Raw genomic sequence first — 21,001 nt, 5'->3', positions numbered from 1 at the left:
ATTCATGAACGCTGGTTGATTGGGACCCATGATATCGGTTCAGGCCCCGTATAATCCGCTTGAGGGCGAATAATTCGCTTGACCTCCCGCTGCTCACGAATATGCGCCGACCACCCACTAATTCGGGAGATGACGAAGAGCGGTGTGAACAGAGCTGTAGGAATGCCCAACATCCGGTAGGCGGATGCGCTGTAGAAATCAAGATTCGGAAACAACCTTTTCTCGTCCCACATCACCTTCTCGATCCGCTCAGAGATCTCATAGAGTCGCATATTCCCCGCCTCCTCCGACAGCGTTCTCGACCAAGCCTTTATAATATCTGACCGGGGGTCGGAGATAGAATAGACGCGATGACCGAAGCCCATAATCAGTTCCTTACGCTCCAACATTTCCTTAATCCCGATCTCCGCAGCATCTGGGCTCTCAAATCGTTCAATCAAATCCATTGCCGCTTCGTTCGCACCACCGTGAAGAGGTCCGCGCAGTGTTCCGATGCCGGTTGTTACCGCCGAATAGAAGTCTGATCGTGTAGAAGCTGTAATCCGAGCGGCAAATGTCGATGCGTTGAACTCATGTTCAGCATACAGAATGAGGGAGGCATCTAGCGCCCGCTGATCAAGCTCACTAGCCTCGCTGCCATGCAGTAACTCGAGAAAATGACTAGCGACAGACCGGCTCCCGGTTGCAGTCTCAATACGTACGCCCTTCGTCTGAAAATGAAACCAATAGAAGAGAATTGAAGCACTACTCGCGATAAGCCGATTTGCAATATTCTGTCCAGTTCCCACATCGGATTCCGGCTCAAATGCACCAAGCGCAGAAATGCCAGTTCGCAGTACATCCATAGGGTGCGTCGTGGCAGGGAGCTGTTCTAGAATTGTCTGCAATCCTGTAGGCAAATCTCTTAACATCGTTAGCTTCGTTCGATATTGCTGCAGTTCTTCGCTATTCGGAAGTGCTCCATAGATCAACAGATACGCCGTTTCTTCAAATGTCCCTGCGCGAGCAAGATCATGAATCCTATAGCCTCGGTACGTAAGTCCTTTGCCTTCCTTCCCTACTGTTGAAATAGCCGTCTGTCCTGCGATGACATCCGCTAATCCATTATTGTGCCGATCCGTCAAGTTGGATCACTCCTCTCCGTAGCGAATAATCGATCCAGCTTCTGCTCGTAGCCCTCATAACCAAGTACGTCATACAATTCGACACGCGTCTGCATCCGATCCAGCACGTTCTGCTGTGTACCATCCTGACGAATAGCCTGATAGACCTGCATGGCTGCCGCAGACATCGCCCGAAAGGCTGACAACGGATAAAGCGCAAGGCGTACACCCGAAGTCCGCAGTTCCTCAAGCGTGAAGAATGGAGTCCGCCCGAACTCTGTAAGATTCGCGAGCACAGGAACATTGACTTGCTCTGCGAAGCGGCGATAATCCTCCAGACTTGTCACCGCTTCGGGAAAAATCATATCAGCCCCTGCTTCAACGCATGCACATGCGCGCTCAATGGCAGCCTCCATCCCCTCGACGGCGATGGCGTCCGTACGTGCCATAATGACAAATTGCGGATCGACACGAGCATCGACAGCCGCTCGAATGCGATCCACCATCTCCTCTTGCGGGACAATGGCTTTATTCGGTCGATGACCGCATCGTTTGGCAGCGACTTGATCCTCGATATGAATACCAGCCGCACCTGCGCGATGCATCTCTTGCATCATCCGTGCGATTTGAAATGCGCTGCCAAAACCCGTATCGGCATCGACAAGTAGCGGCAGCTTGGTCACACTTGAGATTCGCCTGACATCCTCTAGACAATCTTGCAATGTAGTAATTCCGAGATCAGGAAGCCCATAGGAAGCGTTGGCAATCCCAGCTCCCGATAGATAAAGCGCTTGAAATCCAATATGTTCCGCCATCATAGCGGAGTAAGCATTGATTGCACCCACGACTTGAAGAGGACGCTCCGTTTCTATTGCTTGACGTAATCGTAGACCAGGTGAGTCTACCATAGATGGTCACCTCCTATAGAGAACATCTCATACCTTATCGAAGCATTGAACCACTGATCACGACCCTGTGAATCTCATTCGTCCCTTCATAGATTTGGGTCACTTTCGCATCGCGAAACAGCCGTTCTGCCGGAAAATGATCTGTGCAGCCTTCGCGGCCAAGGATTCGTATCACCGCGCCAGTAACCCGTATCGCTGTATCCGAAGCGAACATCTTAGCCATCGATGATTCTTTCGTACAAGGCAAGCCCATTTGTCGTAACGAAGCGGCACGGTAGACAAGCAGCCTTGCGGCTTCAACTTGCGTCATGAGCTCCGCAATGAGATCGAGGTCAGATGGTGACCTCCTCCGTCTTCGTCCACGATCATCGCTCCTATGCCTAACTGTTCCATCCACGAGTTCAAGCGCTGCCTGCGCGATTCCCAATGCTTGTGCTGCGATACCGATGCGCCCACCATCCAGCGTTCCCATCGCAATCACGAAACCCTCGCCTTCTCTTCCTAGGCGCTGAGTCACTGGAATTTTCACCTGATCCAGTCTAATTTCACATGTACTCGAGCCATGAAGACCCATTTTTTTCTCCGCTTTGCCAATGATTAACCCAGGGCTATCCCGCTCAATAATAAAAGCAGAAATTCCACGAGCCCCTTGTACTGCATTGGTCACTGCAAAAATAATATAAGTATCCGCAACGCCCGCGTTCGTGATAAAAATCTTCGAACCCGTCAATCGATAATAATCCCCTTCAAGCGTTGCCAACGTTCGAATGGATGACGCATCCGAGCCCGCATGAGGTTCCGTCAGTGCGAACGCACCAAGTGCTTCACCCGATGCCAGCTTCTGTACATAGTTCTCCCTCTGCTCATCAGTACCGTAATGAAGAATCGGCAACGTGCCCACCGAAGTATGCACGGAGAGAATGACTCCCGCAGCAGCGCTGACTTTTGAGATTTCGTGAATCGCGAGAATGTAGGATATGAAATCAGCCCCCGCGCCTCCCCATTGCTTCGGGATGGGAATGCCCATGAAGCCGCTCGCTCTCATTTCCTTCAGCAATTCCCGCGGAAAAGCACCCTCGAGTTCCATAGGACCCACATGAGATACAAGGATTGACTCCGCAAACTGCCGCACGCTGCTCTGCCACTGCTCTTGTTCGCTCGACAATCGGAGCTCCATCCGCAGGCACTCCTTTCTCATGAAGCGCGTGATTCTTATTGGTCATATACGAAGAACCCCCTACCCGTTTTTCGTCCGAGCCAACCTGCACTCACATATTTACGTAATAAAGGACATGGCCGATATTTCGAATCACTGAAACCTTGGTGCAGTGTCTCCATAATGGATAGACACGTGTCGAGTCCAATGAAATCAGCGAGCGTAAGCGGTCCCATCGGATGATGCATACCAAGCTTCATCACTTGATCCACCGCTTCTGGTGCTGCCACTCCTTCATAGACGGTATAAATGGCCTCGTTAATCATCGGCATTAGAATTCGATTGGAGACGAAACCGGGTGCGTCCTGGACTTCCACGCCTGTTTTGCCCAGCTGATGTGTTATGGTCTTGATCTGTTCGAAGGTTCCATCCGACGTGGCCAATCCCCGAATAATCTCAACAAGCGGCATGATCGGAACAGGATTCATAAAATGCATCCCGATCACCCGATCTGGATGACCTGTGACTGCAGCAATCGTGGTGATGGAGAGCGACGATGTATTGGTTGCAAGAATCGCATCCGGCAAACAAATAGAGTCCAATGCTTGAAATATCGCGGTCTTCAGTTCCATCTTCTCAGGGACCGCTTCGATCACAAGCTGTGAACGGTCTGCGATGCCTAGATCCGTGGATGGATGAATTTGCTGCATAATCCGACTTTTGTCTTCCTCCGTCAAGCTTCCTTTCCGTACGAAACGAGTTAGAGAACCTTCTATCCCTGCAACCCCTCGCTCGACGGCCTTTGATTCGATATCATAGAGTCCAACCTGGTAGCCGTGTTGTGCAAAAGTCTGTGCGATTCCACTTCCCATCTGACCTGCACCCAGCACCGTAACTTCTCGAATGGCTATTGGAATCACCTCATTCTATCCATCCACTTGAACCAGAATTGCATCCCCGTGCGCACCGCCGCTGCATATCGCTGCAATCCCTAAGCCCCCTCCCCTGCGCCGTAGTTCCATAATCAGACTCAGTAAAATTCTTGCTCCACTCGCACCTAACGGATGTCCTAGCGCAATCGCACCGCCGTTCACATTCACGCGCTCGATATCCCACGCGAGCATTCGTGAACAAGTGAGAATAACTGCAGCAAATGCCTCATTGACTTCGAAGAGATCAATCTCATCCATTCGATGCCCTGTCTTCTGCAGCAGCTTCTGAATCGCAACAGCTGGTGCTTGCGCAATATGACGCGCTTCCATTCCAATCGACGTATGACCGATAATCCGGGCAAGGGGCGTTAGGGAGCGACGTGCGGCTTCTTCCTTTGACATAAGTAGGAATGCTGCTGCACCATCATTCACGCCTGGCGCATTTCCAGCCGTCACAGTCCCCCCATTGCCAACGATTGGTTTTAACTGGCCCAGTTTCTTAAGATTGGTATCCATTCGCGGACATTCATCCGTATCCCTCTCACCTTGCGATGTGGATACAGAAATCACCTCATCTTTTATTTTCCCTCGTGTTATCGCTCCAACTGCGCGGTTGTGGCTTCGCAGAGCCCATTCATCTTGCTCCTCCCGGCTAATCCCTTGCTCTTGAGCCGCCTCATCGCCGTATTGCGCCATAAGTACCTGTTGGAAGGCGCACAACAGACCGTCATACTGCATCAGATCAATCAGCTCAGAGGAGCCCATCCTAACACCCCACCGCATGTTAGGTGCTGCAAAAGGCACTTGACTCATATTCTCCATTCCACCTGCAACGAAGATGGAGCCGTCACCCGCTCGAATCATCTGATCTGCCAATGTAACCGCTCGAAGCCCGGAAGCGCAGACTTTATTCACCGTCTCCGCCGATACATGTTGGCTAAGCCCTGCGAGCATTGCTGCTTGCCTCGCAGGACTTTGTCCCGCTCCCGCTTGAAGCACCATCCCCATGACAACGCCATCCACATCTGCAGGATCCATTAGACTTCGCTGCAGGGCTCCGCGGATGGCCGCACCACCCAGATCAACGGCCTTGACGCCTCGCCACATGCCTCCGAATTTACCGAGTGCGGTTCGGCAGCCCGAGATAATCACGGTTTCCTGCATCACTTCACCACCTTCGAATCGGACCGAATACGTCTCCTCACATCCATATGGAATCCACCCGTACCATAATCCGATTCCAAACATTTCGCGTCGCGCATATATCGTTCTAACCCAACCTCTTGCATGTAGCCATATCCGCCGAAGATTTGTACAGCCTCGGTCGTAATTGCAACTGCTGCCTCTGCTGAGTACAATCTAGCCATTGCCGCTTCCTTCCTACAGGATAATCGCTGATCCATTCGCCATGCGGCCTGATACGTAAGCAATCGTGCGGCTTCCAACTTCACGGCCATATCTGCCAATTTGAAAGCAATCCCTTGCTGACGGCCAATGATTTTGCCGAATTGAACCCGCTCTTTTGCGTAAGCTGCCGCTCGATCAAGTGCACCTTGAGCGATTCCCACAGCCTGTGCGGCCGCACTGAGATGACCTAAATCTACCCATGATACAACCTTGCTACGTCCACTTCGTACAGAGCCAAGACGATTCGAATAAGGCACCTCGCATTGCTCCAGAACCACTTCAGCCGTTGGATACGATCGAAGTCCGATCTTGCGCTGCAGCTTGCCAAGTTTGACCCCCGGATTTCCCTCCTCTACGATAAAGGCTTGATATCGCTTTCTCGACCCACTTGGAACACATGCAAATAATATATAAAGATTCGCGATCCCCGCATTAGCGACACAAGGATGGTTCCCATCCAAGACCATGACATCCCCTGCCCTATGTGCCAATAGTTGGTCTCTCTGACTCTCGCTGTCTGCACGCCCGACCGGAAAACCAATCCCCCCGAGCTTCACCCCCTGCGCCAAATCGTGCAAATGCAACGCCTTCTGTCTTTCATTACCGTTGCTGTATAACAGCCAACTCGCATAAGCGGTATGTGCTGCAAGCACAGCAGCTGAAGAAGCACAAATCGCCGCCAGCTCTTCAATCACAACCGCATACGTCAGACAATCTCCCGCTGCACCTCCGTATTGTTCTGGAATGAGGATCCCTGTGAGACCCAATTCTGCCATCTTTTTGACAATCGCACTGTCAAATGACTGCTCCTCATCACGCTCCTTCACTCGGAGTGCTAATTCACTGTGTGCAAAGTCTCGAAGAACAGAGCGCGTCATCTCAAGTTCTTCAGAACCAAGAAACTGCATATCTCCTCCCTCCTCACCGGGGTCTAGGATGGACAAAGTTCGACGTAAACCGCATTCATCGTATTATATGAGGTGACCATTCGGATTAAGTACATCACAACAACAAAAACGCAGCATCAAATGACACTGCGTTGGTGATGCAACGGCTTCTACCAATCCATGGGGATTGTTATTGGACAGACAAAGATCCTATGAAGCCACCAGCACCTGTTGGGCCAACGGGCCCTGTGGGACCCACCGCACCTACAGGTCCAACGCCTGATTTGATTTCAAACGCTGAAGCCGCCATTTTCACATCGAAATTGAATAGAATTATTTGAATAGCATGAATGTGGGCTGTGATTTGTTTATGATTATTTGTCCCATGCAATGCAAAGTGTAGCAATGCATCCAGCATGTTCTGCAGTGCAGAACTCTGATTTACCAGAGACAGGTTCCCTTGACTCAGTAAGTCTAGCAGCTGCTGCAAGGATGCCTTTACAGGGTTCAATCTGGAAGGAGGTAGATGCAACTGATCCATAAATTGCAGGAGATTCTTAACGATAGGATGGATATGCTGTATTTGCTGAAAGTGTCTTATCTGCCGTATTGGATCTACCTTGACTCGAAGCTGCTCGACCAGCACAATCAGCTGCTCCATTTCAATCGTCTTTAGATTTACCCTTCTACGTGGATAGCAATTGAATAAATGACATCCTCGTCTAATACGCCGCCTAGGTTGATGATATTGTGGCTCCATTCGTATACATTTCTTGCGTACATGGATAGGCCAATGCTGGTTCATGTTCAGATCACCTCTTCTTATTCTTACGCGGGATGCCTGTCACTTCCCTATCATATGCACTTGCGGATTCAATTCTTTAGGTGCATTCCTTATTTAATAGCGATAGATACCTAAATCTCGATTCAACAGCATATCGACGACAAAAAAACCGCTACATTCGCAGCGGCTAGCAATATCTAATTTCATTTTAAACTGTGACACGCATTCGCGCATGATTCCGTTCCAATTGCAGCAGCTTTGTCTTCATTTCCAATCCACCACGATAACCAGTCAATGCGCCGTTTTTTCCAATAACACGATGACATGGGATGCCTATCAGCACAGGATTCGCTCCAATTGCAGCTCCTACCGCTCGTACTGCAGCAGGCTTTGAAATGGAATGAGCGATATCTGCGTACGACTTGGTCTCCCCGTAGGGTATACTGCACAACGCCTGCCATACCGCAAGCTGGAACGAAGTCCCGATCGGATCGAACGGAATGGAGAAATTGGACCGTGTGCCTTCCAAATATTCCATCAATTCTTCGCGGATGAGCTTCAACCCTTCATCATCTTGAATCCAAGGATGGTCGGTACGATGTTTTGCAACGGTGGCAAGCATTTCCTCAAAAGGTCGATTCGGCGAGCCGACATAACAGAGCCCCTTATCCGTAGCAGCGAAGTACAGCTTCCAGCCATCATGAAGGACAGATGACCAGTAAATGTTGTTCAATGGATTTATGATTTTCATAGATTATTCACACCTCTTCCTTTAACGGATTTCGATAGGACTCGCGATATGCTGCCGGCGTAAATCCTGTGCTTTTTTTGAACCAGGTTACGAAATAAGGGATGTTCGGCATCCCTACCCTCCCGGCAATCGTTGATATCGCGATATCTGACTTGCGCAATGATTCCTTAGCTTTCTCTAATCTCGTCCGTTGAACATATTCGCCCGGCGTAATTCCCATAACACGCTTGTAAATTCGATGCAGATGATAAGGACTTCCATGACATGTATCTGCAATCATTTGAAGCGATATGGGGTGTTGATAATTCTCTTCTATAAACCGCGATATTTGGTCAGCCCATTCCGCATCAGGTAATCGCTGACCCGTAGGCTTGCACCGTTTGCATGGCCGATATCCGGCAGTCAGCGCTTCGTCGGCATTCCGGAAGACACTGACATTATCTTTATTCGGCGGTTTGGATTTGCAGGAAGGTCTACAGAAAATACCTGTCGTCTTCACGGCATAGTAGAACTGATGATCATAGGTAGCATCATTCTGCAGAATAGCCTGCCACTGCACATCTGGAATCTGATCCATCATCGGGTCTCACCTCTATGAACAGTATAACCAAGTGACTGACCCGATGATAGCCTGCCTGAATGGAAGCGCAAGATTTTGAAATGAACGAAGGAATTCGAAACCTTCCTCATCGCTGCTTGGAACGTAAAGACTTGATCATCTCGAAGACGAGCCATAGGACGAACAATACAGCAATACCTAGACCCATCTCAATCACCGGAAATCTCGTAAGCGTTGTCTTATGACCAATCGATGACCCTACTATGAGACCTACCATCAAAATACTGAATGCGAGCAGAACAATACTGAACGATACTTTATCCGCCACACGATCCAATTTATGTAGAAATTTCGTTAATTCCGGAGCCGTCACTTCGATCCGAATTTTCCCTCTCTGCAGCTGAGTAAGTAAATTTCTCAAACTCGTTGGCACTTCGGTGAGCAAGTCAAAAAATTCTGGAATGTCATCGAGCCACTGCCGACCAATACGAATCGGGTCAAACTGTTCCTTGAATAGCCTACGCCCGTAAGGCTCAGCGATTTCAAATATGCTAAACTCAGGGTCCAGAGTTGTTACAACGCCTTCCATGGTGAGGAGTGTCTTACCGAGCATCGTTAATTCGGAAGGGATACGGATTCGGTGACCTCGTGCAACCCGAAATAAATCATTCACAGCCTCGCCAATATGCACCTGGCTTAGCGGGACTTGAATATATTTATCTCTTAACTCATCGACATCTAAGCGTAGAGCGGCATCATCAACATCATCCGGAACAATCCCCATCTTCCCAATGGCTCGAATGACCCCTCTGGAGCTCTGATTGCGCAGTGCAATAACAAGAAGCGCGAAATGCTTCTTCATCGCATCCGACAGCCGTCCCACCATCCCAAAATCAAGCAATATGAGATCCCCATCTTCTTGTACCAACACATTTCCAGGATGTGGATCTCCATGAAAGAATCCTTCGATCAGAACCTGATGAAAAATAACCGATGCGAATTGTCTAGCAATTTCTGTGCGATTATGCCCCGTTTCCATCAATCCTGCGTGGTCAGACAGCTTGATCCCAGTCACATATTCCATCGTTAGGATGCGTCGCGTACAATACTTAGGAAATAATGAAGGTACCCGTACGTGCTGCAAATGCTTGCATTGCTTCGCGAACTTCTCACCATTACGCGCTTCGGCGGAGTAGTCCAACTCCGCATGGAGTGAACGGGCTAACTCGTGAACAATTTCAGTAAGGCGATAGTCCCGCGCCCATTCCAAGCGTTTCTCCGCAAGAATTGCAAATTCAGCCAGCATCCCGAGATCAGTCTCGATGATCTCTTGAATTCGCGGTCGTTGTACTTTCACGGCGACTTGTGTGCCATCATGCAATGTCGCTTGATGAACTTGCCCAATAGAAGCTGAAGCCAAAGGGACCAATTCGAAATCAAGGAAAACATGCTGAAGACGATCTCCAAGCTCATCCTCAACAATCTCCACTACCTCATCAGAATGGAATGGTGGCACTTGATCCTGCAGCTGTTCAAGCGCTGTTATGACATCCGCTGGCAACAAATCCGGTCGCGTGCTAGCAATTTGCCCGAGCTTCACGAAGGTAGGACCCAACTCTTCAAGAATCAGACGAATTCGCTCACCAATGGACTTCTTATGTACATCATGTCTTTCGTTGCTACGCAAAAACGGAACCAATTCCAGTAAGTCAAGATCATGGACGATAAAACCGAAGCCATTGCGAACAAGCGCAATGGCAATTTTCCGATACCGTTTAAGCTGGCGTATTCTTTTTCTAATCTGCATACAGCACCCTCCTCGGTACCGGATTTATCTGAATTCGAATCAAACCTTTATTGATTCTCAGCCAACCGCTGTTCCAGTCTCGCAAGACGTTGGGACAGTTCATCGAACTCTTCCCGCGTCACGCCCCGGGTCTGCTGCTCTCCCATGGTACGTTGTACACGCTCCATCACATTCGACTCGATCTTCTGCCGCGCTTCTTCGCCTTTCTTGACAAGTTCATCAACCCATTCAGCAGATTCCTTACGGGTTAGTTCCCCTTTATTGACGAGTTCCTCCACCGTCTTCTCAATTTGTTCCTTGCTTTGCGCAATAATACCAATCCCTAACGATAACGAACGATTCAATAGATCCTTCATCTGATCTAACCTCCTGTATTAAACTGTTGTATATCTAATTGATACGAATCTGAGAAAATCTCTTCCGGCAGCTGTTCCGAGGCGCTCGGCACACCGCGGGACTTGTAATTAACCCCTTCAGACGAATAGATTAGAACTTGAATTTGTCCGCCATGGACCAATGCTCGAATGAATATGGGCTGGTTGTACTTATTCTGGAACACCAGATCCGGACCTCCCCAACTAACCGTCGCATCTCGACCAGGGGGCACATAGGGGACATTTCGACTATGAGAATAGCGCTCAATGATGCGCAGCCCTGCGCGATCAACCGCATTGAACAATGTGGAAGAAATTTGGCAAATTCCACCCCCAACGCCTTCCGCGATCTCCCCTTTGACGATAACATGCGCACGTTGGTATCCCTTCGACTCGGTCCGTATACCGACGACTTGATTAAAGGAGAACTTCTCTCCTGGAAACAAAACTTGATTATTCACTGCACGCGCCGCCAGGACAATATTCTGGGAACGATTCCTATTCCTCGGGTTGAAATACGTTATGTATTGACCAATTTGTTTCTCTCGGATGATGGAGAGAAGCTCCCGATCGACCTTAGGAAACGAGGGCCGTTGTGGGACTTCGATCTTGGATGAGCCCCCTTCATACATAAATCGATAAAATTGTTCCATGAGCAAACGCCGATCTAACTTTCTCCCCATTTGTTCCGGTATGATCCTCCCAAGATCATCTAGGCCCGCATTTACGGGTGCAAGATACACTTTTTTGCCTATTTTATCGAGGAACTTCTGGAACTTATTCTCATTGATAAGCGGAATACCCGGCTGAGGCAGCGCATAATCCGTTCGATGAACGGTTGCCAGCGTCTCTCCATTCCATTCCACAACGAAATTGTCAGGTGAAATTAATCGAGAAAATAGAACAATTACCGTCATAAGTCCATATGGCCCCATGATTGCTTACCTCCAGTGCACATCTCATTACGTTCTATAATGTGTATCAAAGTGTATGGATTTATCCGATATGTAACAATGGAGTGGAATCCTATTTAACTTACGGGTTCACAGACAATGTCTTGCAGAAGGTAATCCCCTCTATAACGTGTAAATGGGGTAGTCCGGATCATTTCCGACGCTACCCCATTTACATTAGATTTTTGATTCGAACGTTTTACAATCGGTCTCTTCCGAATTTCTAGCATTTGAACCGCGGTTACTTACGACATAGATAGAAGTAGCGTTGCATTTGTTGCCGTTCGCCCAGAATTTGCAGTTATTCACTTCGCATAGTACATCTTTAGCCATGTGATATTCACCTCCCTCACTACTAGAGGTTGTTCAAAAAGTCATCATTTGATCACGAAGTCATTCAAGAAGCATAATCCACATCGAATCTTGCGTTCACCTTCGAAGTCCGGTACTCATTTAGGTTTCCCCTAAACTCCGTTCCGTCTTCTTCAGGTTCTCGCAACCTTCTCGGTGCTGAAATGCCGACTTTTTGAACACTCATTACTAGCATTGCGGTTTTGGAGAGGTTTATACACGAGCTGTTCATTCTCACTCGATTCTCAATTTAGTATAAACATTTATCCAAATTCTTCTCAATGCTTGAGCTTCTTCGTCAGTCGAAGCGCATTGCAGACAACCGTCACTGAACTAAATGCCATAAGCACACAAGCCGTCATTGGCTCCAGGAAACCCGCGGCTGCCATTGGAATCGTGATCATATTGTAGGCTAGTGAAAATCCGAGATTCTGGCGAATATTGCGCATGGCATTTCGACTTAGTTGAATTGCAGCTGGAACATGGGTGAGATCCCCTCTCAACAGAACAACATCCCCGGCTTCGATCGCCGTACGAGTCCCTGAGTCCATCGCGATCCCAATATCCGCAGCGGTGAGTGCCGCCGTATCATTCACGCCATCTCCGATCATCGCAACTCTGCGCCCTTCCGATTGCAGACGATTCACAAGCTGTAACTTGTCAGCAGGGAGCATGCCAGCATATACGTATTCAATCCCTGTACGTCCAGCAACATCAGCCGCTACCGCTTGCTCATCTCCGGTCACCATCATCACGGTCCCGTGCTTCTTCAAAAGTGCAATCCCTTCCGATGAAGAAGGTCGGATCGGGTCCGATAAATAGATCGTCGCCTTCCATACACCATGCAATGCGACATGAAGTCGAGTCTCCCCTGCATGTTTCACCCGCGGCTTAAATGCACCTGGGACTGAGATGTCCATCGACTGCAGCCATGATTCTTTTCCAATATGAAGCTGTATGCCTTCGACACAACCCATAATGCCTTGGCTTGCAATCTCCGTCACAGCTGAAGCTTCAGGCAACAATAACTGTTTCTTCTCAGCAGCTGTGACAATGGCTTGAGCTAACGGATGTGCGGAATACCGCTCCAAGGCAGCTGCAACGCGGAGAATATAATTCTCGGATTGACCTGGAGCATCAATCGCTTGAACACTGGGTTTGCCTTCCGTGAGTGTCCCTGTCTTATCGAGCAGGAAGCAATCCATTCGGTAGAGGCTCTCAATATACTTACCTTCCTTGAACAGAATTCCTCGCCTTGCTGACAAACTCGATGTAATCAGAATGGATATCGGTGTTGCTAATCCAAGGGCACAAGGGCAGGAGACCAATAATACTGCCATCGCGTGATGCCATGCCATCTCAGGATCCCCTGGCAAGATCATATAGTTCCAGACCAGAAAGGTAATAGCGCCGCACAGAATCATCGCCGGAACAAATAATGCAGCCAATCGATCCACTTGACGCTGAACGAGCGGTTTACTATGTTGTGCCTGTTCCACGAGCTGAATCATCCTGGACAACTGTGAATTGGCATTGTCAACAGCAGTTCGAATATGAATGACGCCAGAAACATTCTTTGAGCCGTTGTACACCATATCACCCATAGATTTCTGGACCAGCTTACTCTCCCCTGTCAAGAAAGATTCATCCACCTCCGTCAGTCCTCGAATCAGTTTCCCATCGACAGAGACGACTTCTCCAGGATAGACGATCACGGTCGCTCCGATGCTTAAATCCTCTACGGGTATCCATCTCTCTTGTGTACCATCAAGAAGACGAATCATCCGTGCTTGCAGCGATTGCATGTGGCTCATTCCTTTGAGCGCTCTCCCTTTCGCGATAGATTCGAGCCATTTCCCGAGCAACACGGCGGTAAAGATCATCGCGCTTGTATCGAAGTAATAATGGGTATGGTGCATCTCTTGGGTATGCATCGCATTAAAAATGAGATAATGGCTATAAAGATATGCCATCGTCGTGCTAAGCGCAACGAGGACGTCCATGTTCGCAGATCGCTGAATCAATGCCTTGTACGCTCCATAATAGAAAGGGAATCCGATGAGGAATTGCAGGATCGTCCCGATAAGCAGCTGAGTCCAAGGTGAAGCGATGAGCGCCGGCACCTCAATGCCCGGCATCCAAGTAAAATGACCTAACATGACCCAGAATAATGGTATTGACATTAAAGCCGATGCAACGAATCTTTTCCTGTAGAATCGAATTTCGTTGCTAGCGTGCGTATGTGCATCTTCAAGTTCCTCTTTCACACCATAACCGATCTGCTGGATCTTCTCGGTAATCTGATAAACCTGAATCACATTCGAGTCGAGCTCGACATGGGCCTGTCCGAATGGTAAATTCACGGAGACGGTATCGACACCTGGCAGCTTGCGAAGCGTTCGTTCGATCCTAGCCGAACAGGCCGCACAGGTCATCCCCGTAATCTGAAGCTGAATTTGGGTGTTCATTACACGCTACCTCCCATTTTCATCGTAAATCGATATATTATATGCCTCAGAAGATAGAGCATGCCCTGTCCAATGCTTCTTACACAAATAAAAATAGGAGTCATACCGAAGTACGCCCCTATTTCTCTACTCTATTTTCCAATATCATGCATTGCTATGCGTGTCGATTCTCTAATTCTGCAAGCCTAATCTGGATTCTGCGCTTCCGATATAACTTATGTGCTGCATCTGCTACATCTTGCATCATGCCACGATTAATCCAAGCGCCGAACACCATTCCTGCAATTGGTATCATCTGAAACAACTTCTTCCAACCCCAGTTATCCCGATAGACTGTCATCACTTCGCGCCAGCCTTCAATTCGGGACAAGGTTGCATTACCCGCTTCAGAATCCTTATACTCCGAAGCCGTCTCAGCATTCAAATCGTCCAGAATGGCGCGTTTACCGACAATATCTGACGATGTGAATTGCATGACCTTCACCGTAAAGACCCGTTCTTGCTGCGTATTCGGATCGAACCCGTAACATAGTCCAATTTCTTGTATCACCTTCAAGGATAATCCTAGGATCGCCGGTATATCGATTGCGAGGGTAAAAATCCCGCCAATGCCTGTCGTTGCACCTTGCAAGGTCGCAAGTTTACTCCGGCTGTTGGATAGATCAACGGCTACGGCATCCATGATCGATAGCGGTAATTGATCAACAGCAATATCATTCGGGAAGTCGCCTTTTTCTCGTAATTTCTGATTGATTTGCTCACTAGATACGAGGTATTTGCCTCCGTCTTGAACATATCCGCCAAGCTCGTCGAGTGCCTTGCCAATTTTATCATGAATGAACTTCGGTGTAAGTCGATCTAATATTTTGAAAGGAAAGCGAGCGATTCGATCCCATATCCATAAATCACGCTGCTCCTGTTCCCATTTGGTTATCCCTTTAAGTTCTTGTTGTAATTCTTCACTCGTTTCCATTCGGGTTGTCCTTTGTTCATCCATCAGCGCTCAATCCCCTCATTCTGATCCACATGGGTTGACATGTATTTTTCTAGTACGTGGATGAACTCCAGATCGTTTCAATTTTTTAATATCCATTCAGATTAACCAATTGGGCGCTCTGGGCATATCGTAGAAACATATAGAAGAGCCTATACGCTGAAAGGAATTGATTACAAATGTTTGTACCCTTTCCCTACGTTCGCTATTCCAATCCTTGGCCATATATCGAAAGTTCCTCTTATGTTATACAACCCCAGCCATTGACTTTCGTCCTCATTCATGGTTCATGGGCTGATACAAGCTTCTGGGATGAAATCGCAGCTGAGCTCCGGCATTTGGGACATACGGTGTATGTACCGGAATACGCTGGACATGGTGCAGATCCGAACAAAGTAGTGACGCATGCGATGATTACGCAATCTGTTGTCGATTACATTGTGTCTAACAACCTTCACAATATTATCCTCGTTGGTCACAGCTTCGGGGGGACTGTGGTTCAGAAGGTGGCTGAGCAAATACCGGATCGCATTCGCAGAATGGTCTTCTGGAACGCATTCGTGCTCAAGGACGGAGAGAGTGTTGCTAATGAACTCCCACCTGCTGGCCGTGAAATGTTCATACAATTACGCAAAAGTTCACCTGATGATACAATCAAGCTCCCTTTCCCTGTCTTTCGTGAGAACTTCGCCAACACCGCAAGCTTCGAGTTCGCTTCCCATATGTATCATCACACACCGTCCGAGCCCGCAGGACCGCTTTTTGAGAGGCTGGCTCTGAAGAAGTTCTACAACCTAACGATTCCAAGAAGTTATGTCAATCTGACAGAGGATACAGCGATCTCCCCACAAGCTGACGGTTCCTACGGTTGGCATCCACACATGTCGAGTCGGCTTGGATTATTCCGCTATATTCAAGGCGGTGGCGACCACTTCTCGACAGCCAAGACCGACCCGCGGTCCGTCGCTTACAGAATCTATGAAGCAGGGCGTGACTAGATTCTCAGACAAGACACCCAATCATTTCGAGGCTGGTGCCTTTCCCTTACGACGCTTGATTGCCTGTTCAACAACACGTTCTAGTTCCTCTGGTATTGGAATGTCTTGATACCCTTTCTTTAATTGTTCGATCGGATTGTCCATCTACTGTACCTCCTCAGAACTGTCATCATTCAGCTGGATACGAAGAAGGCGGAGCGCTTGATAGAGACGCGTCTTAATCGTATTCACGTTCTCTTGCAGGACTTCTGCAACTTCTTCAATCTTCATGTCTTCGAAATATCGAAGGATTACGATGCTGCGATACTTCATAGGCAACTCCTCTAATGCTCTCTTCAGGTCAAGATCTGGATAGTCATCAGCAGTGCCCGAACTATACGACTCCAGTGTTTCATCGTCTACAATTCGAATCCTTTTGTGCTTCCTTAAGAAATCAAGCGACAAATTAACAACAATGCGGAAGAACCAATTTTTGATTGCATCGGGATTTTTCAGCGATTCGGCGGATACTAAGGCTCTATGTATCGATTCTTGGACAATATCAAGGGCATCCTCGGTATTCCGAACATAGCTATATGCGAGACGGTAAATGTTTGCTTGGTAATCTGTTATGCATCGGATTAAACATTCTTCGAGTTCACTTTGAAGCATGAGATCGAATACTCCTTCTCATTAAGCAAATATTCCCCAAGCTTGAATCAATTCCTTGAAGAACAATAAAAGGACTGCAGCAGCACCTTACATGCTGATCTTCAGCCCTTCTACATATAGCTATTATGTCACAATCTCGAGCAAATCATGAGACGAACACGGAACAATTAAATATGAGATACTTTGGAGTATTTCTCTTTGTAGATGGACTCCAGTCCGACGGAAATGAGATGGAAGCCAAAAATAAACACGATGTAAGCAACAAGCGGAATAACTAAGATCCATTGGTAGATTAACAAAAAATTCCTTGCTTGGCCGATGAGCCCAGTCCATTCATTCGTTCGGCTCACATATTCAATGGGATCAAAGTACATCGTCGTTCCGCCTACGAATACATTGAAAATAGCCAATTGTCCGAGCAATCCCAAAATCAGAATAATCTCTTGTACGAACAAAATAATGAAGCTTTCCTTCATATGTGGGAAAATATGCGTTCGAATGATGGTCAAGGGGCCTGCACCGATCGATCTCGCCGAGATAATGAATTGCTTCTCCCGGATAACCATCGTTTTATCTTTAATCGTCGAGGCGACGGACGGAATTCCGACGATCGTCATGACGACGGCGAGTATGATCGACAAATAGACAGGGGATACCACCGGATTGATCGAAATGCCGATCATGACCATCCATACGATGATGAACATAGGAATCCCGTTTAATACATTCCATAGGGGCAGCCGTTTCGCACGCGACTTCTTTTCTTTACCGAAATAACCAAGGAGCAGACCGACAATCCCACCGATGAAGATACGAGCAAATGCAACAGCGAGAGATACAATAATCGTGTATTTGGACCCAGCGATTAGTTTCGCCATCAGATCCGTTCCTGCCTTATCCGTTCCAAATGGGTACTCGGCATTCGGAGAGATCGGCGGTACGACTAATGTGCCTTGTCCATTCGCATCGACAACATAATGGACTGCAACCTGATCCTCCAAATGATGCGGTGCTAGATATTGTCCGAAGAAGGAAGCAGCAATCATGACAAGGGTAATGATGAGACCTGCAATCAATGCTCGATTCATCGTGTCAACACCTTCTCCCACCCTAGAATCATAAGCCTTAGCAGCAGATATACGATCGCGTAGAGTAACAAGAACGTCAGAATGCCGTTGACGACCAGATTATACTGATAGCTATTCATACCAAACGCATTGGTGAATACAAGCAGTGTAACCCCGTGCAAATTGTACAAATATTCGAATATAAACAGGTTGCCGAACAAGATCCCCATAAATTTATGCAAATCCGCTTTGATGAAGGGCAATACATTGGGCAGGGCATGGCGGAAAATGATATACCCCTTCCGCAGTCCTCGCGATTTCGCGAAATTGATATAATCCTCCGTAAACGTATGCTTCATATGAAGCGCAACATTACGGATCATGTAGTTCGCAGGAATAATGATTGTTGATAGCAGCGGAAGTAGGATGGCAGGTTCATTATCATTGAAGCTTGCGACCTTGGCAATGACCAAGCCCGTCTCCATCGCGACGAGTACGATGATGAATTGCAGGACGATCACGATAATGAAGTCTGGCAATGCGCCCGTCAACTCTAGGAGACGCTTGAACCATTCCGCACGTGCAACGGCGAAATAGACGCCAAGCAAGATACCAACCGTCATGCCCATGACTGCACCGAGAACCATATAGAAGGATGTAACTTTAATGCAGTAACCAATCTGCTCCCAGAACGATAATTCATTGCTCCCAGCGTAATAGCGGAAGGATTGCCCGGTCCAAATGCCATCAATATACTCCCCGATCTTCGTGAAGCCATTCATCCATTGAAAGTGCAGCGCGCCATTCACAGGATCAGCCTGAAAAACAACTGGCAACATCGAAAAAAGAAGGACAATGAGTAGAACCCCCGGCACAAATAGCGATACTTGAAATAGTTTTGACATCGTAGAGAGCTTCCTTTCAGACAGAATGATCAAAGTTCAATCATGTTGTATTCGACAACATCAGGTAAATCCCTCCATTTTTCGCAAAAAGTTTCCTGCATCAACAAAAAAAAGAAGCACCTTCTAAGGCGCTCCCTGTTATGTATTAAACTCGACTAGCTTGCCCGGCACATTTGCGGATTAAAGAAATCTGACCTACGTGCAGTCCCGCGTGATAAAGAACGCGTCCCAACGCTTCACGCGGCGTAGACACACCCATCGGTGTAGTGACCGGCTGATCCCATGCCTCTTCAGGAAGCTCTTCCATCGCGGAAGTTAAATAGTGATCCGAAGCTTCCGAGAATGCGAGCAACGACGCTAGATCTGTAAATGCAGAATCATCTGTCGAAGGACCATTGGTCTGATAGATCAGACCTTCCGGAGCTTGCTTCTGGAAGAACCACTCCGCGAACATATACTCTACCTCGGCATTGTGCCGAACCATAAAACCAATGGAGGATGTGTCATCCGAGAGTTTCAGCGACAACTCTTCAGGTTTCAAAGCGGACATCGATTTCTGGAACCGATCACGGACGGTTCTCCATACGGGACGAACGAATTCATAGGACATGGTCGAGTTTACCTCCTTCAAATTCCTTATTTATCTTTCTTATCAACCACGACGTGCTCGAATTTATCACCTGACAGGCTCACATCGAATGCTTGACCAAACCCGACAACGAATCGACCTTCGAGTGGCGTCAGTTCGAATAAGGAGAAATCCAATCCACGAAGCATCGTCATCATTTTCTCACCGAACGAAGTGTTAAATAATTCGAAAATTTCTTCATGACCCTCATTGCCAAGATTCGCAGTCGAGCAAGACCAACGTGCACGCTCGCGAGCAAATACATTCTGCGTCTCACTCTCGTCCGCAATCATCATAACATGAACGCGGTCATTGCTCTCCACATAACGATAATGATCAGAGATACGGCTAATATAAATGTACAGCTTGTCATTAAGCTTCACGAAGGGCGCATAGCTAATGAATGGCATACCCTGCTCATCCAAGCTGCTAATCACTAATGTCTTGCGACTGCTCGTAAAATCAACATATTTCTGCTTCATTGTTCCAATATCCATTGTCTTCATCTGATATTCCTCCTCAAATTTAGCCTACATTAGCAACTGCTCTTCGAATTGGATGAATGCGCGGCGAGGTCGAATTCGGTGTGAATTCTACTTCAGCCTCGACGCCGTACACATTGCGAATCATTTCATGTGTTAAGACTTCGGACGGTTTACCGACCAACTCCACGACGCCACTCCGAATGACACAAATTTTATCACTATACGTACTTGCCTGATTCAGATCATGCAGGACCATGATAACGGTAATGCCAAGTTCTTTATTCAGCGATCTCACCAATTCTAAGACTTCAAGCTGATGCGCAATATCTAAGTATGTTGTCGGTTCATCGAGCAGCAATACCTTAGGACGCTGAGCCAATGCCATAGCGATCCATGCTCGCTGCGCCTCGCCTCCTGACAAGGATACGACTAGGCGTTTCCGATACGAAGTCATCCCTGTCTGTTCTATCACCCAATCGATGATCTCATGATCTTCACGCGTCAACCGCTCGAACCATTTCTTATGCGGTGTTCTGCCGTAAGAGACAAGTTCTTCCACCGTCATATCAGCCGGCGTCTGATTGGATTGGCATAAGATGCACATCATCTGCGAAATTTGCTTGCTGCGCATCGCACTCAGCTCTTGACCCGCGATACATACACGACCGCTCTCGCATGGGATCAGACGAGACATCCCCTTGAGCAGCGTCGATTTACCAGATCCATTCGGGCCTATGATCGAGACGATTTCTCCTTCATTGACATGAAGAGAGACGTCTTTCACAATACGATTCCCATCATAACTTATGGATAGCGAAGTAGCTTCCAGCATG

General features: G+C 47.9%; 23 protein-coding genes. 1 reads left to right on the top strand and 22 read right to left on the bottom strand.

What is annotated here, in order from left to right; genetic code table 11:
* Positions 1-2: 2 nt before the first annotated feature.
* The 15 genes from prpC to AC3WU2_RS15175 form a co-directional block, all read right to left on the bottom strand.
* A complete protein-coding gene (gene prpC, locus AC3WU2_RS15245; protein WP_492455521.1) occupies positions 3-1,124 on the bottom strand; it encodes a bifunctional 2-methylcitrate synthase/citrate synthase in 1,122 nt (373 codons plus the stop codon).
* Positions 1,121-2,011, bottom strand: a complete 891-nt coding sequence (gene prpB, locus AC3WU2_RS15240; protein ID WP_492455519.1) for a methylisocitrate lyase — start codon at positions 2,009-2,011, stop codon at positions 1,121-1,123. The genes prpC and prpB overlap by 4 nt, the downstream gene beginning before the upstream one ends.
* Positions 2,012-2,045: 34 nt before the next feature.
* Positions 2,046-3,188 carry an acyl-CoA dehydrogenase family protein gene (locus AC3WU2_RS15235; RefSeq protein ID WP_492455517.1) on the bottom strand — a complete coding sequence of 381 codons (1,143 nt, stop codon included), beginning with the start codon at positions 3,186-3,188 and terminating at the stop codon, positions 2,046-2,048.
* 35 nt (positions 3,189-3,223) lie between these two features.
* A complete protein-coding gene (locus AC3WU2_RS15230) occupies positions 3,224-4,078 on the bottom strand; it encodes a 3-hydroxybutyryl-CoA dehydrogenase (RefSeq protein WP_492455854.1) in 855 nt (284 codons plus the stop codon).
* A 15-nt stretch (positions 4,079-4,093) separates the two neighbouring features.
* Positions 4,094-5,263, bottom strand: coding sequence for an acetyl-CoA C-acetyltransferase (locus AC3WU2_RS15225; RefSeq protein ID WP_492455515.1), 1,170 nt, complete (start codon positions 5,261-5,263; stop codon positions 4,094-4,096).
* A complete protein-coding gene (locus tag AC3WU2_RS15220; protein ID WP_492455513.1) occupies positions 5,263-6,414 on the bottom strand; it encodes an acyl-CoA dehydrogenase family protein in 1,152 nt (383 codons plus the stop codon). Before AC3WU2_RS15220 ends, AC3WU2_RS15225 begins: the two co-directional genes overlap by 1 nt.
* 169 nt (positions 6,415-6,583) lie before the next feature.
* Positions 6,584-7,198 (bottom strand): hypothetical protein, encoded by a 615-nt coding sequence (locus tag AC3WU2_RS15215; protein WP_492455511.1) that lies wholly within the window; start codon positions 7,196-7,198, stop codon positions 6,584-6,586.
* 187 nt (positions 7,199-7,385) lie between these two features.
* On the bottom strand, positions 7,386-7,928 hold the full coding sequence (locus AC3WU2_RS15210) for a methylated-DNA--[protein]-cysteine S-methyltransferase (RefSeq protein ID WP_492455509.1): 543 nt from the start codon (positions 7,926-7,928) through the stop codon (positions 7,386-7,388).
* Positions 7,929-7,935: 7 nt separating this feature from the next.
* Positions 7,936-8,508 carry a bifunctional transcriptional activator/DNA repair enzyme AdaA gene (locus AC3WU2_RS15205; RefSeq protein WP_492455506.1) on the bottom strand — a complete coding sequence of 191 codons (573 nt, stop codon included), beginning with the start codon at positions 8,506-8,508 and terminating at the stop codon, positions 7,936-7,938.
* 106 nt (positions 8,509-8,614) lie between these two features.
* Positions 8,615-10,294, bottom strand: a complete 1,680-nt coding sequence (locus AC3WU2_RS15200) for an ABC1 kinase family protein (RefSeq protein WP_492455504.1) — start codon at positions 10,292-10,294, stop codon at positions 8,615-8,617.
* Positions 10,295-10,341: 47 nt separating this feature from the next.
* Positions 10,342-10,650, bottom strand: coding sequence for a phasin family protein (locus AC3WU2_RS15195; RefSeq protein WP_492455502.1), 309 nt, complete (start codon positions 10,648-10,650; stop codon positions 10,342-10,344).
* A 5-nt stretch (positions 10,651-10,655) separates the two neighbouring features.
* On the bottom strand, positions 10,656-11,603 hold the full coding sequence (locus tag AC3WU2_RS15190; RefSeq protein WP_492455500.1) for a VanW family protein: 948 nt from the start codon (positions 11,601-11,603) through the stop codon (positions 10,656-10,658).
* A 195-nt stretch (positions 11,604-11,798) separates the two neighbouring features.
* On the bottom strand, positions 11,799-11,954 hold the full coding sequence (locus AC3WU2_RS15185) for a DUF1540 domain-containing protein (RefSeq protein WP_018758211.1): 156 nt from the start codon (positions 11,952-11,954) through the stop codon (positions 11,799-11,801).
* A gap of 296 nt (positions 11,955-12,250) precedes the next feature.
* Positions 12,251-14,440 carry a heavy metal translocating P-type ATPase gene (locus AC3WU2_RS15180; RefSeq protein WP_492455497.1) on the bottom strand — a complete coding sequence of 730 codons (2,190 nt, stop codon included), beginning with the start codon at positions 14,438-14,440 and terminating at the stop codon, positions 12,251-12,253.
* Between the two features lie 154 nt (positions 14,441-14,594).
* Positions 14,595-15,437 carry an EcsC family protein gene (locus AC3WU2_RS15175; RefSeq protein WP_492455495.1) on the bottom strand — a complete coding sequence of 281 codons (843 nt, stop codon included), beginning with the start codon at positions 15,435-15,437 and terminating at the stop codon, positions 14,595-14,597.
* Positions 15,438-15,613: 176 nt separating this feature from the next.
* Here AC3WU2_RS15175 and AC3WU2_RS15170 point away from each other — a divergent pair, with 176 nt between their 5' ends.
* On the top strand, positions 15,614-16,432 hold the full coding sequence (locus AC3WU2_RS15170; protein WP_492455493.1) for an alpha/beta hydrolase: 819 nt from the start codon (positions 15,614-15,616) through the stop codon (positions 16,430-16,432).
* A gap of 21 nt (positions 16,433-16,453) precedes the next feature.
* Here AC3WU2_RS15170 and AC3WU2_RS15165 read toward each other — a convergent pair whose 3' ends face one another.
* The 7 genes from AC3WU2_RS15165 to AC3WU2_RS15135 all read right to left on the bottom strand — a co-directional run bounded on the left by AC3WU2_RS15165 (position 16,454) and on the right by AC3WU2_RS15135 (position 21,000).
* Positions 16,454-16,576: a hypothetical protein gene (locus tag AC3WU2_RS15165; RefSeq protein WP_492455491.1), complete on the bottom strand. Its 123-nt coding sequence runs from the start codon at positions 16,574-16,576 to the stop codon at positions 16,454-16,456.
* Entirely contained in the window at positions 16,577-17,083 is a 507-nt protein-coding gene (gene sigV, locus AC3WU2_RS15160) for an RNA polymerase sigma factor SigV (protein WP_492455489.1), read from the bottom strand.
* Between the two features lie 167 nt (positions 17,084-17,250).
* Positions 17,251-18,171, bottom strand: coding sequence for an ABC transporter permease (locus AC3WU2_RS15155; RefSeq protein ID WP_492455487.1), 921 nt, complete (start codon positions 18,169-18,171; stop codon positions 17,251-17,253).
* Entirely contained in the window at positions 18,168-19,055 is an 888-nt protein-coding gene (locus AC3WU2_RS15150; protein WP_492455485.1) for an ABC transporter permease subunit, read from the bottom strand. Before AC3WU2_RS15150 ends, AC3WU2_RS15155 begins: the two co-directional genes overlap by 4 nt.
* Positions 19,056-19,200: 145 nt before the next feature.
* Positions 19,201-19,665 (bottom strand): DinB family protein, encoded by a 465-nt coding sequence (locus tag AC3WU2_RS15145; RefSeq protein ID WP_492455483.1) that lies wholly within the window; start codon positions 19,663-19,665, stop codon positions 19,201-19,203.
* A 26-nt stretch (positions 19,666-19,691) separates the two neighbouring features.
* Positions 19,692-20,189: a HugZ family pyridoxamine 5'-phosphate oxidase gene (locus AC3WU2_RS15140; protein ID WP_018758202.1), complete on the bottom strand. Its 498-nt coding sequence runs from the start codon at positions 20,187-20,189 to the stop codon at positions 19,692-19,694.
* Positions 20,190-20,208: 19 nt separating this feature from the next.
* On the bottom strand, positions 20,209-21,000 hold the full coding sequence (locus AC3WU2_RS15135) for an ABC transporter ATP-binding protein (RefSeq protein WP_492455852.1): 792 nt from the start codon (positions 20,998-21,000) through the stop codon (positions 20,209-20,211).
* Between the last annotated feature and the right edge of the window lies 1 nt (position 21,001).

It is taken from the genome of Paenibacillus sp. EB106-05-06-XG162, assembly GCF_058791655.1.
This window is presented reverse-complemented; position numbering and strand designations above follow the sequence as displayed.

Coding starts and splice junctions, on each gene's coding strand:
- prpB (WP_492455519.1), bottom strand. CDS start 2,011: ATGGTAGACTCACCTGGTCTACGATTACGTCAAGCAATAGAAACGGAG.
- AC3WU2_RS15235 (WP_492455517.1), bottom strand. CDS start 3,188: ATGGAGCTCCGATTGTCGAGCGAACAAGAGCAGTGGCAGAGCAGCGTG.
- AC3WU2_RS15225 (WP_492455515.1), bottom strand. CDS start 5,263: ATGCAGGAAACCGTGATTATCTCGGGCTGCCGAACCGCACTCGGTAAA.
- AC3WU2_RS15220 (WP_492455513.1), bottom strand. CDS start 6,414: ATGCAGTTTCTTGGTTCTGAAGAACTTGAGATGACGCGCTCTGTTCTT.
- AC3WU2_RS15215 (WP_492455511.1), bottom strand. CDS start 7,198: ATGAACCAGCATTGGCCTATCCATGTACGCAAGAAATGTATACGAATG.
- AC3WU2_RS15210 (WP_492455509.1), bottom strand. CDS start 7,928: ATGAAAATCATAAATCCATTGAACAACATTTACTGGTCATCTGTCCTT.
- AC3WU2_RS15205 (WP_492455506.1), bottom strand. CDS start 8,508: ATGATGGATCAGATTCCAGATGTGCAGTGGCAGGCTATTCTGCAGAAT.
- AC3WU2_RS15200 (WP_492455504.1), bottom strand. CDS start 10,294: ATGCAGATTAGAAAAAGAATACGCCAGCTTAAACGGTATCGGAAAATT.
- AC3WU2_RS15195 (WP_492455502.1), bottom strand. CDS start 10,650: ATGAAGGATCTATTGAATCGTTCGTTATCGTTAGGGATTGGTATTATT.
- AC3WU2_RS15190 (WP_492455500.1), bottom strand. CDS start 11,603: ATGGGGCCATATGGACTTATGACGGTAATTGTTCTATTTTCTCGATTA.
- AC3WU2_RS15185 (WP_018758211.1), bottom strand. CDS start 11,954: ATGGCTAAAGATGTACTATGCGAAGTGAATAACTGCAAATTCTGGGCG.
- AC3WU2_RS15180 (WP_492455497.1), bottom strand. CDS start 14,440: ATGAACACCCAAATTCAGCTTCAGATTACGGGGATGACCTGTGCGGCC.
- AC3WU2_RS15175 (WP_492455495.1), bottom strand. CDS start 15,437: ATGGATGAACAAAGGACAACCCGAATGGAAACGAGTGAAGAATTACAA.
- AC3WU2_RS15170 (WP_492455493.1), top strand. CDS start 15,614: ATGTTTGTACCCTTTCCCTACGTTCGCTATTCCAATCCTTGGCCATAT.
- AC3WU2_RS15165 (WP_492455491.1), bottom strand. CDS start 16,576: ATGGACAATCCGATCGAACAATTAAAGAAAGGGTATCAAGACATTCCA.
- sigV (WP_492455489.1), bottom strand. CDS start 17,083: ATGCTTCAAAGTGAACTCGAAGAATGTTTAATCCGATGCATAACAGAT.
- AC3WU2_RS15155 (WP_492455487.1), bottom strand. CDS start 18,171: ATGAATCGAGCATTGATTGCAGGTCTCATCATTACCCTTGTCATGATT.
- AC3WU2_RS15150 (WP_492455485.1), bottom strand. CDS start 19,055: ATGTCAAAACTATTTCAAGTATCGCTATTTGTGCCGGGGGTTCTACTC.
- AC3WU2_RS15145 (WP_492455483.1), bottom strand. CDS start 19,665: ATGTCCTATGAATTCGTTCGTCCCGTATGGAGAACCGTCCGTGATCGG.
- AC3WU2_RS15140 (WP_018758202.1), bottom strand. CDS start 20,189: ATGAAGACAATGGATATTGGAACAATGAAGCAGAAATATGTTGATTTT.
- AC3WU2_RS15135 (WP_492455852.1), bottom strand. CDS start 21,000: ATGCTGGAAGCTACTTCGCTATCCATAAGTTATGATGGGAATCGTATT.